We start from the raw sequence: 17,114 nt of genomic DNA, 5'->3' as shown, positions 1-17,114 counted from the left end.
GTGGTCGGCCTCCCCCGCGGAGGCCGACCACACCGCGCTAGCCGACCTTGCTCCTCAACGCCTTCCACACACCGCTCTCCGGGGCCGGGACGTGCACCAGGATCTCCGCCGCCTGACCGGGGTCCACGCGAGTGATCAACGCCGCCAGCTCGGCGGGCAGCGCGTCGCACGGCAGCCAGTGCAGCCCGTGGTCCTCCTTGACCAGCGCCGAGAGCACCGCGGCCTGCGGCAGTTCGGCGGCGTGCCGCAGGTGCACGCCGACCTCCTTGACCAGCTCCGACCCGTGCCGCCGCGGGCGCTTGCCCGCCAGCAGCGCCAGCGCGAGGTAGTAGTGGGCGTGCAGGTTGCGCGGCTCGTTCCGCACCACCTCTTCGAGGCTCCGCAGCGCTTCCCCGTGGTCACCTCCGGCCAGCGCCTTCAACCCGACCGCGACCCCGTCCCAGTACGGGACACCGATCCGGTCGACCACGGTGTCCGCGTGCCGGAGCAGCCACTGCTCGTCGGGTAGTTCCCGCACGCCGTCAGCCGGTCAGCGTCATGACGACGCCCTCGATCACCGCGACGACCGTCGGCGCGCCCGCCGCGATGTCCTTGGCGTCACCCAGGTCCGCGACGATCCGCGCCAGCCGCGGCGCGGGCAGCCTGGCCTCGGCGGTGGCCGCGTCGACGGCCGCGGCGAGCCGCGTCGCCACCGCCTGGTCCAGGTCGCGCGACTGCACGGCCCGGTCGACCAGCGAGCGCAGGGCGACTAGCTGAGCGGGAGCTCCGGGGTCCAGTTCCCGGTCCTCGGAACGGCTCGGGTCGGCATTCCGGACGACGCTGTCCTGCTCGGTCCCGATCGTGATTTCGGCCATCCGCTGCCGCTCTCCTCGTGCTCGGTGTGTGCTGGGCGGTCGGTTCATCGAGCACGATTGACGCCGTGTTACGGCAACGTCCGCAAGTTGCACCGTTCGGGTAAGCGATCCCCCGAACGGTGGCTAAAGTCCCGTCATGCCGATGGAATCGCACCTCCTCCGGGTACTGGACGACCGGGCTTTGCCTGCGCCGGTCAGGTCACGGTCCCGGTGCCGCCCTTCTTGTCGCGGAGCACCTTGCGGATCACGTCGATGACCTGGCTGATGCCGGAATCGGGCAGTTGGGCCCGGACGGCGGGGTTCTGCGCGTCGGACATGCCGACGACCACCCGGCTCCGGTCGCCGCTGGACACCACGATCTGGAACTCCTTGAGGAGCGTGGTCGAGAAGCTGATCTTCCGCTCCTTGTCCGGCTCGTCGTTGGCGACCTGGAGGTCCGGCGCGCGGTAGGAGTTCGTCGAGACCGCGACGACGTCCGCGTAGTGGTACTCCTGCGTCTCCTCCGACTGCCAGTCGCCGGTCACGAAGTCGATCACACACCGGTGGATGGCCAGGTGGTAGTTGGTCGGGCAGATCACCATCACCTGGTACTGCTGGAACCTCCACACACCGTCGTCACCGATGGCGAACTTGCTCGTCTCGACCGGGCCGAAGACGATCAGGGGCCGCTTCCTCGGCCTGTTCTCGGGCTCCGCCCCGGTGAGGTCCGCGAACGGGTCGTAGTTCGCCGGGTCGAGTTCGAGGTCGTCCCACGTCAGGTTCAGTTGGCGCAGCGCGGCTTCCTCGACCCGGCAGAGGTCGTTGTGGAGCAGGTCGTCCATTTCGCGACCGGTCGGTTTGGGAGTAGCGGCTTCGAGTTGTCGGTAGTAGTCGTTCCTCCGGACCACCGCGCCGGGGACCACGACGAGGGACACCAACGTGATCACGAAGAACCCGGCGACGTGGGTCAGGAAGGCGAAGACGATTCCACCGGGAAGGCCGAGTACCCCGGCGGTCAGGAGGATGTGCGCCAGCAGCAGGGACTGCGAGTCCGGTAAGGGCTTGAAGTACTTGACGACCCGGATCCTGTGGTCGACGTAGGAATGGTGATCAGCCATCAGTTCTCCTCCTTTCTCTCGACCCTTTGTTCCAGCGCGAGCCGGACGCGGCTCTCCCACGTCCTCGTCGTAATAGCGCTTCGCAAGGGTTCTCATGCCGATCGCCAGGTGGTCCCGTTCCGGGATGCCCAGGACGTTGATGATCTGGTCGGCGTTCTGGATGAGTCTCACGTGCTGCGGGCCTGCTACGTCCATGACGCTGGGCCGGCCGGACTCCCGGTCGTCCTCTACCGCACTCCTCGGGTAGGCGTTCGTGGGTGGTGCGTTCATCGAGGCCGTTTGGTATCGCGTTACGAACTGCTCCACCGGTGCGGTGAAGTTGGCCCGTTCAGGTAGAGGTCGTGGTGGTGACCTGGAATCGGCGTAACGGAATTTTCGCAACGTCCGACGTCAATTCCACTGTCTCCGTAGGATTTCCGTCATGCCGATGGAATCGCACCTCCTCCGGGTATTGGACGACCGGGCTGCCGCGTGGATGTTCATCCGGGACTTCGCCGCCGAATGGGTGGCGCCGCTGACCGCCGACGACGGCTGCGACGACGCCGAACTCGACGCGGCCGAGGCCAGGCTCGGGGTGCGGTTGCCCGCCGCGCTCCGGGAGGCGTACCGGCTGTTCGGGCGGCGCGAGGACCTCACGCGCAACCAGGACCGGCTGCTGCCGCCGGACGGGCTGGTCGTCGAGAAGGGGCTGCTGGTCTTCCGCGAGGAGAACCAGTGGGTCGCCCACTGGGGTGTGCCGGTGGAGGACCTGGACCGGGACGACCCGCGCGTCGTGATGACGATGGACCTCGCCGACCCGAACGCCGATCCGCGGGTCGCCTGGTTCGACCGCTTCTCGGTCGCCTGCGTGGAGATGGTCCTGTCCGAGTCGCTGTTCGTGCCCGAGGACCTCGCCACCTCCTACGAACTGACCCCCGACGACGTCGAAGTGCTGGAGCGGTGGGCGACGCCGCTGCCGCTGCCGGAGTACCCGGCGGGCGGGGGCAGCCGGTGGTTCACCGGTCCCGACCTGCTGCTGCGCGAGGACGGGAAGTCGTGGCTCTGGGTCCGCGCCCGGACGGAGGAGGCGCTGGACGAGTTCGTCGACGCCCCGGAGGAGTGGCTTCGTCGGTAGCGTCAGCGCCATGACGACCCTCCTCGTGACCGGAGCCGCCGGGTTCATCGGATCGCACTTCGTCCGCCACTGGGTGTGCGAGCACCCGGCCGACCGCGTCGTGGCGCTGGACGCGCTGACCTACGCGGGCACCGAGACGAACCTCGCCGACGTGCGGGACCTGATCTCGTTCGTGCACGCCGACATCGCCGACGCCGAGCAGGCGCTGCGCGAGCACGCCGTGGACGTGGTGGTGAACTTCGCCGCGGAGTCCCACAACAGCCTGGCCGTGCTGGACCCCGCGAGGTTCTTCCGCACCAACGTGCTGGGCACGCAGGCACTGCTGGAAGCCGCGCGCCAGGTCGGCGTCGAGCGCTTCCACCACGTGTCGACGTGCGAGGTGTACGGCGACCTGGCGCTGGACGCGGAGCACGCGTTCACCGAGGACTCGCCGTACCGGCCGCGGACGCCGTACAACGCGAGCAAGGCGGGCGCCGACCACGCGGTGCGCGCCTACCACGAGACGTTCGGGCTGCCGGTCACGATCACCAACTGCGCCAACAACTACGGCTCGCACCAGTTCCCGGAGAAGGTGCTGCCGCTGTTCACCACCCGCGCCCTGGACGGGCAGCCGCTGCCGGTCTACACGTCGAAGGACAACCGTCGCGAGTGGATCCACGCGCTGGACCACGTGCGCGCCATCGAAGCAGTCCTCGACCGCGGCCGCGTCGGCGACACCTACCACGTGGGCACGGGCGTGGAGGCGAGCGTCGAGGAGCTGGCGGACCTGGTGCTCGACGAACTGGGGCTGTCGCAGGACCTCAAGCACGAGGTGCCGGACCGGCCGGGCCACGACCGGCGGTACCTGCTCGACTCGACCAAGATCACCCGTGAACTCGGCTGGGAACCGGAGGTCCCGTTCGAGCAGGGGATGCGGGAGACCGTCCGCTGGTACGCGGAGAACCGCGACTGGTGGGAGCCGCTGCGCGACCGGTCCCCGGTGGTGGAAAACGCCTGGACTGTCACATAGCCGCTGCTTCGCAGACGGCGGCTCGGCCGCCTGTAGTCGGCACGTCGGCGCCGATTTTTCTCGAGTCGGGGAGGGACTTCGTCACTCCCCGACTCGAGAAAAATGGGAGTCCGACCTACCGACGCGGCCTCGCGTGGGGGCCGGGTCGGGGTCGGTGTGGAGGGAGTTGTGGTCGTCAAGTTTGGGGTTCAGTTCAGGGCTGCTGTGCCGCCCTTCTTGTCGCGGAGGACCTTGCGGACGGTGTCGATCACGCGGTTGATGCCGGAGTCCTGGAGGGTTGCCGAGTTGTCGGGGTCCTCCTCGTCCGAGATGCCCACGACGACCTTGCTGCGGTCGCCGCTGGAGACCACGATCTGGAACTCCTTGAGGAGGGTGCGGGCGAAGCGGACCTGCTCCTCGTCGATGATCGCCAGGATGTCCAGCACGAGGTCCGGCGCGGGGCGGGTGTTGGTGGAGACCGCGACGACGTCCGTGTAGTGGTACTCGTGCGTCTCGACGGACTGCATGCCGCCGGTCAGGAAGTCGAGCACGCAGCGGTAGATCGCCATGTGGTAGCTGGTGGGGCAGATCACCATGACCTCGTACCGCTTGCACCGCCAGACGTCGTCCTCGCCGATGGCGAACCCGCTGTTGACGGCGGGGCCGAAGACCACCAGCGGTCGTCGGCCCTCGTGGGCGGAGGACGCGCTCCCGTGGGCCAGCGCGGCGAACGGGTCGCTGCCCGACGCTTCCAACTGGAGGTCCTCTGGCGTCAGGTCGAGCTGCGTCATCGCCGTCCGCTCGATCTTGAGGAGGTCGTCGAGCAGCAGCCGGTCCATCTCCTTCGCTGTCGGCTTCGGCGTGGACGCCTCGTAGGCGCGGTCGTAGGCGGACTTCCGCAGGAAGCCCTGGTAGCCCAGGTAACCGGCCCCGGCCATGAGGACGACGCCGAAGAAGGCGCCACCACCCCCGAGCAGCAGCAGGCCGATGAACGCGAGCACGCCACCGCCGATCAGGAACGCCAGCGCGATGGTGTTGTCGCTGGGGTTCGGCGTCTTGTGGAAGTACTTCTCGATCTTCTTCTTGCGCGCGGTCGCCGCGGTGTTGACGTTCATGACCCAGTCCCTCGGTTGGTGGTCCTCGACGCGAGCGCGCGCCACACACCGCTCTCCGGCGCTGGGACGTGCGCGACGATCTCCTGCACTTGAACGGCGTTCAACGACCCGATGAGCGCCAGGAGCCTCGGCGGCAGCCGGACGCCCTTGCGCCAGTACAGGCCGTGGTCCTCGTTGACCAGCGCCGCCAGCACCTCGGCGTGGGGCAATTCCCGTGCGCTTTCGAGGTGTTCGCGGATCGTGCGGATGTGGTTGATCGAATGCATGTGCGGACGTTTGCCGTCGAGCAGGGAAAGTGCCAGGTAATAGCGCGTCCGCGCGTTGTCGGGATTGTCGCTCAACGCCTTGGCCAGGCTGTTCCGGGCTTCCTGGTAGTAGCGCGCCGCGAGTGCTCTCATGCCGACCGCGAGGTGGTCGCGTTCGGGGAGCGCGAACTGGTTGATGATGCGGTCCGCGTTCTGGATGAGCAGCGCGTTCTGCCGTTCGACGGAGAACTCGGCCATGGCGTCAGCCGGTCAACGTCGTGATGACGCCGTCGATCGCGGCGGCGACGGCCGGGGCCGGAACACTGGCCGCGATGACCTCCGCATCGCTCAGAGCAGCGAGAACGCGCTCGAAGCGCGGCGCGGGGGCCTGGGTCTCCACGGTCGCGGCGTCGATGGCCGCGGCCACGCGGGTTCCCGTCACCCGATCCAGATCGCGCGACAGCACCGCCCGCTCGACCAGGGTGCGAAGGGCTTCGAGCTGTTCGGGAAATCTCCCGGAGAATTGCCCGGACGGGTTCGGTGGGTGGTGGTTCTGGATCTGGTCGGCATTCTGGATGCTGCCGGCCTGCTGCGTCCCGATCTTGAATTCGGCCATCCGCGACGACGCTCCTCGTGGTAGGAATGCGTAGGCGGTCCGTTCATCGAGGGGGCTTGACGAGTCGTTACGGGATCAGGGATCGGAATGGAAAGATTGGCCCATTCGGGTTTCGCTTTCACCGGTCGCCCGGAATTGGGTAACGAAGCCGCTGGGGAATCCGACATCGAATGCTCGGGTCTCGCTCGACGTGGACGGCGCGAGCCGGCGGCGGGCCACCGTCGTGGAGGCGGCTCGTAGAGCCGTAGGGGCGCCGACTCAGGGCGAGTGCGGTTCCGAGGTCTGCGGGAGGGGCTTCAGCAGGTCCTGCGGGATCGTCGCGCGGCGCGCGGTCGGCAGTGCGGGCATCGCGCCGTTCGCGGGGGCTTCCGGGGAGTCGACCCGGCTGAGCCCGGCGGCGATGGCCACGGCCCGGTCCCACTCGGGGTCGGCGGTGTAGTCGGTGTGGCCGCAGACGCCGGACGCCCAGCGCCTGCCGGGGAACGGTCCGCGCGCCGGGTCCGGCAGCCAGTGGTCGCCGCCGAGCACCAGTGCGCCGTTCGGGCCGCGCACCGCGGGTGGCAGCGCGCCCTCCGTGCCGTCGGGGAGGTAGCCGACGCCGAGCAGCATCCCGTCGAACACCTGCCTGCCCCACGTCGTCACCGCGCCGCCCAGCGGGTCCGTGCCGCGGCACAGCGCCCGCCACCGGCCGTCCAAGCCGCCCGCCAGCGCGGCCAGCGAGCTGTGCGGCACGACGGCGGGGAACGCCCGCGGGTACGCCCACTGCAACTGCGACCCGGCGGTCAGCAGGCCGACGCGTTCGCGGTCCTCTGGCGGCAGCGTCTCCAGCAGCCGGGCGGCGGCCACGGCGACCAGCAGGCTGCCCTGGCTGTGCCCGGTCAGCACCACGCGGGTGCCGCGGTCCTGGAGGTGTTCACGGGTGCGCGCCACCAGTTCCGGCACGACCTTCAGCGCGTAGCAGGGCGGCACGACGGGGTGCGCCTCGCGCGGCCAGAACGACGCGATGTCCGCGATGATCCCGAGCCGCCGCCCGGACTGCGGGCGGCGGGCCGCCAGCCAGACCGCGCGCAGCAGCGTGACCGCGAGCAGTCCCAGCACGACGACCCCGAACGCGGAGAACGGCCTGGTCCACGCGGCGGGCTCGATCTGCCGCAGCCGCAGCGCGATGGCCGGGACGGCGCCCGCGACCAGCACGGCAGCCAGGATCAGCACCACGTGGTGGCCGTGGTTGCGCTCCCACCGGGCCCACCACCACGCCTTCGACGCCTGCTTGACGTCCCGCGCGCGCCCGGAGTGCAGCAGCGACGCCTCGCGCCCCCACTCCTTGTCCCGGCGCAGGGAACTCCAGCGGACCATGCCCGTGGTGGTGAGGACGAGGACCCCGGCCACCAGGCCGAGCACGCCCGCGACGCCCCACAGCAGGGTGATGTAGCCGTAGCCGATGGGCAGCGGCAGCCCGCCGCCGAGCAGCCACCGCGTGGTCAGTGCGACCCCGGCGCCGAAGCCGCCGCCCAGCAGCCCGGCCAGCACCAGCACCGGCGCGGCCATCCAGCCGCCCGCCCACGGTCGCAGTTCGCGCGGCTGCGCGGCCCACGCGGGCCGGGCCAGCAGGGCGGCGGGCACCAGCAGGAGCCCGAACAGCACGCACACCAGCACCAGCAGCGCGGCGAGCACCTGCACGCCGACGTCGACGCCGGGCATCCGCGTCGGCAACCGCTCGACCAGCACCGCGGCGGCCACCAGGAGCGCGCCCGAGCCGAGCATCAGCCCGCGTCGGCGCTTGCGGCCGACGGCGGCGCGCAGCCAGCGGCCACCGCGGTGCGGGGCGCCGCCCGTCGGGTCGTCCAGCAGCATCACGCCGAGCGCGGAGACCGCGACCAGCACCAGTCCCAGCACCCACGCGACGGTGATCGCCGCGCCGTGCCCGCCGGGGGCCACGATCGGGCCGAGCGGGCCTCCGAGCGCGACCACGGTCGTCGCGCCGAGCGCCGCGACGACGTGCAGCGCGCGCAGCGCCGGGGTGTCGGGGTCGGTGGCGACGTGCGCGCCGGGCAGCACGGACGCCTCCGCCTCGTCCCCCGGCTCCGGCCGGTCGATGCGCCAGTCGACGGTGGACAGGCGGGCCAGCACGAACACCAGCAGGGCGATGGGCGCGAGGCCCACGGCTGTTCGCAGCCACGGCACCGTCCGCACCGACGCGGGCACCACGTCGGCCAGGCACGCGGCGCCCGGCGCGAGGCACTGCGCGGCCAGCAGGTCCAGCGTCACGACCGCCGTCTGCGCCACCAGCAGCACCGTGAGCAGCAGCGCGGCCAGCCGCAGCAGCGACCGCAGCCCGATCCCCAGCAGGTGAGCGGCGGTGTTGCGGTCCGGGACGGGCGGCAGCATCCAGTGCGCCACGTTCGCCAGGCTGAACGGGAACAGCACCGCCCACGTCGCCTTCGCCCAGCCGCCGGACGTCATCGCGCCCCACACGTAACCCTCGACCACCCGCGTGACCGGACGCCCCTCCGCCTGGAGCACCGGGCCCGGTCCGGGCCTGCGCAACCGGTCGGCGGGCCGCACGATCCGCCCCAGCCCGTCACCCGCCACGTCGACCGCGGCCACCGCGTCCACGAGCGACTGCGGGGTCGTGCCCTGCACGCCGTGCACCCGCAACTCGACGACCCGTGTGTCGGGGCCTGGAATGAGCATCGTCGATCCTTACTGCTGCTCCGCGTGGTGAGGTCGAAGGGCCATAGTGGGCCATGGGCCACCCGATCACGGCGAACGGAGCGGCCCGGCGTGGCGGCGGTAGGGTCGATTGACCCGTTAGTGCTGCCGTGGAGGGAACTGCGAATGACCGCCGACATCGAGGCCGCGAGGCTCCGAACCAGCAACGGGCTCGACTTCGCCGTCGCCGACCTCTCGCTCGCCGAGTTCGGCCGCAAGGAGATCCGGCTCGCCGAGCACGAGATGCCCGGACTGATGGCGCTGCGGCGCGAGTACGCCGAGGTGTACCCGCTCAAGGGCGCCCGCGTGTCCGGCTCGCTGCACATGACCGTGCAGACCGCCGTCCTGATCGAGACGCTCGTGTCGCTCGGCGCCGAGGTGCGCTGGGCGTCGTGCAACATCTTCTCCACCCAGGACCACGCCGCCGCGGCCGTCGTTGTCGGCCCGCACGGCACCCCGGAGGAGCCGAAGGGCGTCCCGGTGTTCGCGTGGAAGGGCGAGTCCCTCCCCGAGTACTGGTGGGCCACCGAGAAGATGCTGACCTGGCCCGACGGCGGCCCGAACATGATCCTGGACGACGGCTGCGACGCCACGATGCTCGTCCACAACGGCGTGCAGTACGAGAAGGCCGGTGTCGTCCCGCAGCCCGACGAGAACGACTCCGAGGAGTGGCGGGTTGTCCTCGACACGCTGCGCGCCTCGCTGGCGGCGGACTCGTCGAAGTGGACCAAGATCGCCGAGGGCATCCGCGGCGTGACCGAGGAGACCACGACCGGCGTCATGCGGCTCTACCAGCTCGCCGCGGCGGGCACGCTGCTGTTCCCGGCGATCAACGTCAACGACGCCGTCACCAAGTCGAAGTTCGACAACCGCTACGGCATCCGCCACTCGCTGATCGACGGCATCAACCGCGGCACCGACGTCCTCATCGGCGGCAAGGTGGCCGTGGTCTGCGGTTACGGCGACGTCGGCAAGGGCGCGGCCGAGTCGCTGCGCGGCCAGGGCGCCCGCGTGATCGTCACCGAGATCGACCCGATCTGCGCGCTCCAGGCGGCCATGGACGGCTACGACGTCAAGCGCCTGGAGTCGGTGCTCGACGTCGCCGACATCGTCATCACGACGACCGGCAACAAGGACGTCGTCACCGCCGAGCACATGGCGTCGATGAAGCACCAGGCGATCCTGGGCAACATCGGCCACTTCGACAACGAGCTGGACATGGCGGGTCTCGCCCGCTACCCCGGCGTCACGCGGGTCAACATCAAGCCGCAGGTCGACGAGTGGGTCTTCCCGTCCGGCAAGTCGATCATCGTGCTGTCCGAGGGCCGCCTGCTCAACCTGGGCAACGCCACCGGCCACCCGAGCTTCGTGATGTCGAACTCGTTCTCCAACCAGGTGATCGCGCAGATCGAGCTGTTCACCAAGCACCAGGAGTACGACAAGGAGGTGTACCGCCTGCCGAAGGTCCACGACGAGAAGGTGGCGCGCATCCACCTCGCGGCGCTGGGCGGCGAGCTGACCAAGCTCTCCAAGGACCAGGCGGAGTACATCGACGTCGACGTCGAGGGCCCGTACAAGAGCGACCACTACCGTTATTGAGTCGTAGGCGGGGCGGGTGTCCCTAACTCCACTCCACGGAGACACCCGCCGTGCCGGGTCCCACATCGCTGAAGTAGGCGCTCACCACGCCGCCCAGGCCGCACACCAGCTCGTCCACGTCCACCGGTGTCGCCATCAGTCCGCTGCGGAACTGCTTGGTGCACCGGGCGGGCAGGGCCCGTCTGTGGAAGCCGAGCTGGACGAGGTAGCTGCGGCACGGGTCGCGGAACGTGCGGTGGTGGCCGGGTGTCGGGCCGCCGGTGTCGTCCACGACGGTGTAGCTGAAGACGTGCTCCTCGCCCTCGGCGAGCCGCCGGTCGAACAGCAGTTCCACGGCCAGGCCCCGCGACGCGGCCTGCCTGCGCAGCCGTCCCTGCCGACAGCCTTCACCCGGTCGGATGACGGCGCTGTCGATGCGGCTGCCCTCGTCGCCCTGGTGCACGGCCAGGTAGCGGTCGGGTCCGGCCCGCAGCGCCCGCACGACCAGCCGGGTCGTCACGGCGCGCTGCTCGTGCTGGCCGCCGACCAGCACGGCGTCGTGCACGGACAGCATCTCCAGGTCCGCGTTCGACCGGGACGACTCGGGGATGGCGTCGAACTCCGACAGCAGCGGCGCGGTGTCCGCCCAGGCCGATGCCAGCTCGGCGAACGCGGCGGGCGTCGGGCGGACGTGCGGTGGCTGGCGGGGGCCGATCAGCGAGGTCAGGGAGTCGGTCGGCAGCTTGAGCACGACCTCCAGCGCCCGTACGGTCGGGATCGCACGCGGCACCTCCGGGTGGCGCAGCCCGCGTTGCCAGTAGCTGAGCGTCGACTGCCCGACCTGCACGCCGAGCTGCTCGATGTGCGCGCGCAGCCGGGCCAGCGAGAGGCCCCGGTGCGCGATGGCGTCGCGCAGTGCCCGGTGGAACGGTCCGTAGCGGAGCGTTTCGGCAAGTGAGGCGGGCACCTCTCCGATCGGGAGGCCGGTCGGCTCGTCAGCCGGACCGGCGTGCCCGAAGTCCGCGGTCACCGCGGCACCACCTTCCGCACGCCGAAGTGTTGGTTCACCGTAGTCACTCGATCCGGTGACCGGAAGATCCTGTTTCACCCATGTGGGTTACAGGTTTGGGACGGTTACGGCAATCGCCTGCACCCGAAGGTGACTGAGGGCCGCACAACTAGGGTGAGCAGGTGGGAAAGCTCGTGGTTATCGAAGGTCTTGACGGTGCGGGCAAGCGGACCCTGGCGGGTGCGCTGACCGCTGAGCTGGCCGAGCGCGGCGCGAAGGTGGCGACGGGCGCGTTCCCCCGCTACGAGGAGGACGTGCACGCCGAACTGGTGCGCGACGCGCTGCACGGCAGGCTCGGCGACCTCACCGACTCGGTGCACGGCATGTCCGTGCTCTACGCGCTGGACCGGCGGGGCGCCGCCGACCGGATCCGGGCCGACCTGGCCCAGTACGACGTGGTGCTGCTGGACCGGTACATCGCGTCGAACGCCGCGTACGGCGCGGCGCGGCTGGAGCAGGGCGCTCGGGGCGAGTTCGTCGAGTGGGTGCGCGCGCTGGAGGTCGACCGGTTCGGGCTGCCGGTGCCGGACCTGCAAGTCCTGCTGCGGGTGCCGACGGCGGTCGCAGCGGACCGGGCCGCCCGGCGCGAGCGGGCGGACGCCGAGCGCGCCCGCGACCTGTACGAATCGGACGGCGGGCTCCAGCGGCGCTGCTCGGCGGTGTACGACGACCTGGCGGCCGACGGCTGGCTCGGGCCGTGGGAAGTGCTCGACGGCTCGGCAGACGTGAAAATTTCTCCCATTCTAGATCGCCTATATGGTCGCTGAGCGTCACGGAAAGTCCACTCTGACGTGGGATGTTTACCGTGCATGCTTAGGCCGTAAGGGTGGGTTTTTGTCCATGATTCGGCACTTTCGGTAACGAATAGTGAGCGCACCGCGTATTAGTCCGAGACAACCGCTCAGCGGCGCTAACAGGGCGAGGTGGCCTGGTGGAACGACAACACCAGATGGTTACGGATCGAACCCGCGCGACGACCAGCAGCGATGATCGCTGGGCGGTGCGCGAACGGCCGGCCGTCAGTGCGACGATGTTGGGCATGAAGGCACGTGTGCTGGTGGTGGACGACGACCCCGCGTTGGCGGAGATGCTGACCATCGTGCTGAGGGGTGAGGGCTTCGACACCGCGGTGGTGGCCGACGGGGCGAGGGCCCTGCCCGCGCTGCGCGAACTCAAGCCCGACCTGGTCCTGCTGGACCTGATGCTGCCCGGCATGAACGGCATCGACGTGTGCAAGGCGATCCGCTCGGAGTCGGGCGTCCCGATCGTCATGCTCACGGCGAAGAGCGACACCGTGGACGTGGTGCTGGGCCTGGAGTCCGGCGCCGACGACTACGTGGTCAAGCCGTTCAAGCCGAAGGAGCTGGTCGCGCGGATCAGGGCGCGGCTGCGGAGGACCGAGAACGAGCCCGCGGAGACGCTGGCGATCGGCGACCTGAGCATCGACGTTCCCGGACACGAGGTGCTGCGCGAGGGCAAGCCGATCCAGCTCACGCCGCTGGAGTTCGACCTGCTGGTGGCGCTGGCGCGCAAGCCGCGCCAGGTGTTCACCAGGGAGGTCCTGCTCGAGCAGGTGTGGGGCTACCGGCACGCGGCCGACACGCGGCTGGTGAACGTCCACGTCCAACGCCTGCGGTCCAAGGTGGAGCGGGATCCGGAGCACCCGGAGGTCGTGCTGACCGTTCGCGGGGTCGGGTACAAGGCCGGTCCCCCGTGATACGCCGGGAGCGCCGGGGATGACTTGGCGCACGCGGCTGCTCGTCCCCGTCGTCCACAAGGGGCGGTGGGCGGCCGAGCAGGCGCGCCAGCGGTGGCTCGCGTTCGGTGAGCTGTGGCGGCGGTCGTTGCAGTTGCGGGTGGTGGTCAGCACCCTCGCGCTGTCCTCGGCCGTCGTCTTCGTGCTGGGCATGGTGCTCCAAATGCAGATCACCAACCAGCTCCTGGAGACCAAGACCAACGCCGCGATCCAGCAGACCAAGGCCAGCGCCGCGGCCGTGCAGCCGGACCTCCTGGGCCTCAACCCCGGTCCGGACAACGTGCGCACGCGCTTCCTCAGCGCGGTGAACAAGCTCAACACCGCGGGCTCGGGGCAGGACGTCGCCAGCTCGGGCGCGGGCGCGTTCGAACCCGTCTTCGACGACGCGGGCAACAAGGGCGTCGAGGGTCAGCCGAACTCCGTCGGGCCGTACTGGGAGGTGCCGGAAGGCCTCGCCAAGATGGTCCAGGGCGGGTTCTCCGGCAGCCAGATCACGACCGTGGAACGCGACGCGGGCCCCACCACGCTGCTCGTCGTCGGCGTCCCGGTGAGCACGTCGGCCCGCGCCATGCAGCTCTACCTGCTGTTCCCGCTGACCAGCGAGCAGGCCACCGCCGAGGTCGTGCAGAACACCCTTGTCGTCGGCGGCCTGGTCCTCCTGCTGCTGCTCGCGGTGATCGCGAACCTGGTGACCAGGCAGGTCGTCCGCCCCGTCCGGCAGGCCGCCGAGGTCGCCGAGCGGTTCGCCGACGGCAGCCTGGACGAGCGGATGCCGGTCGTCGGGGAGGACGACGTCGCCCGGCTCGCCCAGTCGTACAACGAGATGGCCGAGAGCATCCAGGAGCAGATCCAGCAGTTGGAGGACTTCGGCCAGCTCCAGCGCCGCTTCACCTCGGACGTGTCGCACGAGCTGCGCACCCCGTTGACCACCGTCCGGATGGCCGCGGACGTGCTGCACGCCTCGCGCGAGCAGTTCCCCGGCGGCCTCGCCCGGTCGACCGAGCTGCTGGTGGACGAGCTGGACCGGTTCGAGTCGCTGCTCGGCGACCTGCTGGAGATCAGCAAGCTGGACGCCGGTGTCGAGGAGCTGGCCGCCGACCCGGTCGACGTCCGGGTGCTCGCCCGCCGCGCGCACGACGCCGTGCGGGCCATCGCCAAGGGCAACGGCACCACGATCGTCATGGACATGCCGGACCACGAGGTGACGGCCGAACTGGACTCCCGGCGCGTCGAGCGGATCCTCCGGAACCTCCTCGCGAACGCCGTCGACCACGGCGAGGGCCTGCCGGTCGAGCTGACCGTCCGGGGTGACGGCAACGCCGTCGCGATCACCGTCCGGGACCACGGCGTCGGCCTGCGCGCCGGTGAGGCCGAGCTGGTGTTCAACCGCTTCTGGCGCGCCGACCCGTCCCGCAACCGCCGCACCGGCGGCACCGGCCTCGGCCTGTCCATCAGCCTGGAGGACGCCCGCCTGCACGGCGGCTGGCTGGAGGCGTGGGGCGAGCGCGGGTACGGCGCCGTCTTCCGCCTCACCCTGCCGTGCACGCACGGCCACGAGATCGCGAGCAGCCCACTGCCGCTCCAGCCGACGGACCTGCCGGACCACGACGCCGAGGCGGACGCCGACGACTCGCCGGAGCAGGTCGAGCTGACCACGTCGGAGATCACCTGGCAGCCCGCGCAGCCGGTCGGCGACATCGAGTCGGACGAGCAGCCCGCCGCGCAGGAGCCCGCCGCGCCGCCGCCGTCGTCGTCCTCGGACGACGAGGCGCCGCCGAAGCTCGCGTGGGACTCGGAGAAGGAACCCGCCAAGCTGGCGTGGGACTCCGAGAAGGAACCGGCCAAGATCACCTGGGACTCGGAGAAGCCCGTCAACGGGACCGGTGCCGGTGGTGCGGCGCACCCCGTCGACGGACGCGACGCGGCGGAGCCGTCCAAGCGCGAGGAGGCCCGGTGAAGCGCCGGTCACGATTCCTGGCCCTGCTGGTGGCGCTGCTCCCGCTGGCGGGCTGCGCGGCGATCCCGACGCAGACCTACCCGAAGCCGCTGGGGCCGTCCTCGTCGCGCCAGCCGTCCGGCGAGGCACCCGAGCCCGAGAAGAACCTGGACGCGCTCCAGATCGTCCGCGAGTTCATCCTCGCGTCGGCCAGCCCGGAGGGCGACTACGCCGCCGCGAAGGCGTACCTCACGCCGGACGCGCGGAAGTCGTGGAACACCAAGGGCACGCCGACGATCATCGACAACGCCTTCAACACCGTGCCGAGCACCGGCGACGCGGACCTGCCCCCCGACGCCAAGCAGCGCACGGTCCAGTTGCTCGGCCGCAACGTCGGGCGGCTGGAGCTGGCGGACAGCTCGTTCGTGCAGCAGGGCGGCGACGTGAACGAGCCCGTGCGGGTCGAGCTGGTCGAGGGGCAGTGGCGCATCTCGACGCCCCCGGTCGGCGTGCTCGTCACCATCGCCGACTTCACCCGCAACTACCAGCGTGTGGTCCTGTTCTTCTACGACAAGGACCGCAACGTCCTGGTGCCGGACCCCCGGTTCGTGGTCATCCCGCCCGCGATCAGCATCCCGCAGCGGGTCGTCGAACTGCTGGTCAAGGGTCCGTCGAGCGCGATGCGCGGTGCGCTGTTCAGCGAGCTGGGCCCGGACGCGGGCATCAACAAGCCCACCGCCGAGGCCAACGACGGCGCGCTGGAGGTCGACCTCACCCGGCTCGGCGACCCGAGCCCCGCCGTGCGCAAGAAGATCGTCGCGCAGGTCGTGCGCTCACTGGCGGGTGTCACCAGCAGCCGCGTGCGCGTGCTGCTCGACGCCGACGTCATCTCCACCGAGAAGAGGGACTGGCGGCCCGCCGACGTCCAGTCCGGCGAAGCGCTGATCACGCCGACCGCCGAGGAGCGCGGCATGGTCGCGACCGGCGGCAAGCTCCTCTCGCTGCCGGACGACGCCCAGGTCAAGGGGCCCGCGGGCACCGGCGAGTACAACATCGTCAGCGGCGCCCAGTCCCTCGACGGCTCGCAACTCGCCGTCGTGAGCCGCATCGCCCCGAACGCCGTCCGCCTCCGCGTCGGCCCCGCCGAGGACGCGCTGCGCGAGGTCGAACTGCCCGCCGCCAGCCTGACCAGACCCACCTGGATGCCCGGCAACACCGTCGGCCAGCCCGGCACCGAGGTGTGGACCGTCGCCGACGGCACCAACGTGGTCCGCGTGGTCCGCGGCGAGGGCGGTGCACTGAGCGCCAACAGCGTCAACGCCACCGAGTTGACCGGGTTCGGCCACATCGACGAACTCCGACTTTCCAGGGACGGCACGAGGGTCGCCGTCATCGTCAGCGGCAAGCTCTTCATCGCCGCCGTCGTCCGCGGCGAGGACTCCTCGATCGCCCTGCGCATCCCGCGCCCCCAGCCGACGTCGTTGGACGGCGTGGTCACCACCGTCGACTGGCTCGCCCAGGACGTCCTCGTGGCGGGCACCTCACTGCCCAACAGCCCCGTCGTCCGCCTCAACATCGACGGCCTGAAGATCGAGCGCTACAACACCTCGAACCTCACCGTGCCCGTCACCTCCATCGCCGCCGCCCCAGGCCGCCCCATCCTCGCCCTGGACCGCACCGGCCTGTGGAGCGCGGGCGAGGTCGGCGACGTCTGGCGCAGCAACCAGGTCAAACCCGAAACCACCGGCTACGTCTTCTACCCCGGTTGACCGACAGAACAGCCACACAGCCCCCCGCACACCTGCCCAACCCGCGACTTCCCGTTTTTGTCGGTGCCCACGGGTAGCGTTCTTTATCGGGGGGCCCACCCAACGGGGGGACCCCTGGCCCCGTACGCGAACGACCATCACGCGAGGCCGCGTCGGTAGGTCGGGTCACCATTTTTTCGAGCCGGGCGGGGACGAAGTCTCTGCTCGGCTCGAAAAAATCGGGGCTCGAACTGCCGACTTCTGGCGGCTTCGCCGCCGTCTGCGG

The 17,114-nt window shown here is 70.5% G+C and carries 15 protein-coding genes; 7 read left to right on the top strand and 8 right to left on the bottom strand.

The window, feature by feature from the left end:
* Nucleotides 1-37 precede the first annotated feature (37 nt).
* The 3 genes from NZH93_RS32945 to NZH93_RS32935 form a co-directional block, all read right to left on the bottom strand.
* The gene (locus tag NZH93_RS32945) at nucleotides 38-517 is read right to left on the bottom strand and encodes a hypothetical protein (RefSeq protein WP_259627170.1); all 480 of its coding nucleotides are present in this window, start codon (nucleotides 515-517) and stop codon (nucleotides 38-40) included.
* 4 nt (nucleotides 518-521) lie between these two features.
* The gene (locus tag NZH93_RS32940) at nucleotides 522-854 is read right to left on the bottom strand and encodes a hypothetical protein (RefSeq protein ID WP_259627169.1); all 333 of its coding nucleotides are present in this window, start codon (nucleotides 852-854) and stop codon (nucleotides 522-524) included.
* 194 nt (nucleotides 855-1,048) lie between these two features.
* Nucleotides 1,049-1,951, bottom strand: coding sequence for a hypothetical protein (locus NZH93_RS32935; protein WP_259627168.1), 903 nt, complete (start codon nucleotides 1,949-1,951; stop codon nucleotides 1,049-1,051).
* 421 nt (nucleotides 1,952-2,372) lie between these two features.
* Here NZH93_RS32935 and NZH93_RS32930 point away from each other — a divergent pair, with 421 nt between their 5' ends.
* Entirely contained in the window at nucleotides 2,373-3,065 is a 693-nt protein-coding gene (locus NZH93_RS32930) for an SMI1/KNR4 family protein (RefSeq protein WP_259627167.1), read from the top strand.
* A 10-nt stretch (nucleotides 3,066-3,075) separates the two neighbouring features.
* Nucleotides 3,076-4,074 carry a dTDP-glucose 4,6-dehydratase gene (gene rfbB / locus NZH93_RS32925; protein ID WP_259627166.1) on the top strand — a complete coding sequence of 333 codons (999 nt, stop codon included), beginning with the start codon at nucleotides 3,076-3,078 and terminating at the stop codon, nucleotides 4,072-4,074.
* Between the two features lie 188 nt (nucleotides 4,075-4,262).
* Here rfbB and NZH93_RS32920 read toward each other — a convergent pair whose 3' ends face one another.
* From NZH93_RS32920 to NZH93_RS32905, 4 genes are all read right to left on the bottom strand, one after another.
* Nucleotides 4,263-5,168: a hypothetical protein gene (locus tag NZH93_RS32920; RefSeq protein WP_259627165.1), complete on the bottom strand. Its 906-nt coding sequence runs from the start codon at nucleotides 5,166-5,168 to the stop codon at nucleotides 4,263-4,265.
* Nucleotides 5,165-5,671, bottom strand: a complete 507-nt coding sequence (locus NZH93_RS32915) for a hypothetical protein (RefSeq protein WP_259627164.1) — start codon at nucleotides 5,669-5,671, stop codon at nucleotides 5,165-5,167. The genes NZH93_RS32920 and NZH93_RS32915 overlap by 4 nt, the downstream gene beginning before the upstream one ends.
* Before the next feature lie 4 nt (nucleotides 5,672-5,675).
* Nucleotides 5,676-6,029, bottom strand: coding sequence for a hypothetical protein (locus NZH93_RS32910; RefSeq protein WP_259627163.1), 354 nt, complete (start codon nucleotides 6,027-6,029; stop codon nucleotides 5,676-5,678).
* 258 nt (nucleotides 6,030-6,287) lie between these two features.
* Nucleotides 6,288-8,723, bottom strand: a complete 2,436-nt coding sequence (locus NZH93_RS32905) for a hypothetical protein (protein ID WP_259627162.1) — start codon at nucleotides 8,721-8,723, stop codon at nucleotides 6,288-6,290.
* Nucleotides 8,724-8,867: 144 nt separating this feature from the next.
* On the opposite strand from NZH93_RS32905, the gene ahcY reads away from it, so the two are divergent.
* Entirely contained in the window at nucleotides 8,868-10,340 is a 1,473-nt protein-coding gene (gene ahcY / locus NZH93_RS32900) for an adenosylhomocysteinase (RefSeq protein WP_259627161.1), read from the top strand.
* A 22-nt stretch (nucleotides 10,341-10,362) separates the two neighbouring features.
* On the opposite strand, the gene NZH93_RS32895 is transcribed toward ahcY, so the two are convergent.
* Nucleotides 10,363-11,349 carry a hypothetical protein gene (locus NZH93_RS32895; protein WP_259627160.1) on the bottom strand — a complete coding sequence of 329 codons (987 nt, stop codon included), beginning with the start codon at nucleotides 11,347-11,349 and terminating at the stop codon, nucleotides 10,363-10,365.
* 161 nt (nucleotides 11,350-11,510) lie between these two features.
* Here NZH93_RS32895 and NZH93_RS32890 point away from each other — a divergent pair, with 161 nt between their 5' ends.
* From NZH93_RS32890 to NZH93_RS32875, 4 genes are all read left to right on the top strand, one after another.
* A complete protein-coding gene (locus NZH93_RS32890; protein WP_259627159.1) occupies nucleotides 11,511-12,155 on the top strand; it encodes a dTMP kinase in 645 nt (214 codons plus the stop codon).
* Between the two features lie 272 nt (nucleotides 12,156-12,427).
* On the top strand, nucleotides 12,428-13,105 hold the full coding sequence (gene mtrA / locus NZH93_RS32885) for an MtrAB system response regulator MtrA (RefSeq protein ID WP_259627158.1): 678 nt from the start codon (nucleotides 12,428-12,430) through the stop codon (nucleotides 13,103-13,105).
* 19 nt (nucleotides 13,106-13,124) lie between these two features.
* Complete coding sequence (gene mtrB, locus NZH93_RS32880; RefSeq protein WP_259627157.1) at nucleotides 13,125-15,101, top strand: MtrAB system histidine kinase MtrB; 1,977 nt, start codon at nucleotides 13,125-13,127, stop codon at nucleotides 15,099-15,101.
* On the top strand, nucleotides 15,098-16,849 hold the full coding sequence (locus tag NZH93_RS32875) for an LpqB family beta-propeller domain-containing protein (protein ID WP_259627156.1): 1,752 nt from the start codon (nucleotides 15,098-15,100) through the stop codon (nucleotides 16,847-16,849). The genes mtrB and NZH93_RS32875 overlap by 4 nt, the downstream gene beginning before the upstream one ends.
* Nucleotides 16,850-17,114 lie beyond the last annotated feature (265 nt).

This window comes from Umezawaea endophytica, assembly GCF_025061645.1.
In the GTDB taxonomy this organism is placed as follows: Bacteria; Actinomycetota; Actinomycetes; order Mycobacteriales; family Pseudonocardiaceae; genus Umezawaea; species Umezawaea endophytica.
Note: the sequence above shows the minus strand (reverse complement) of the source record. Positions and strands in the feature narration are given on the sequence as shown.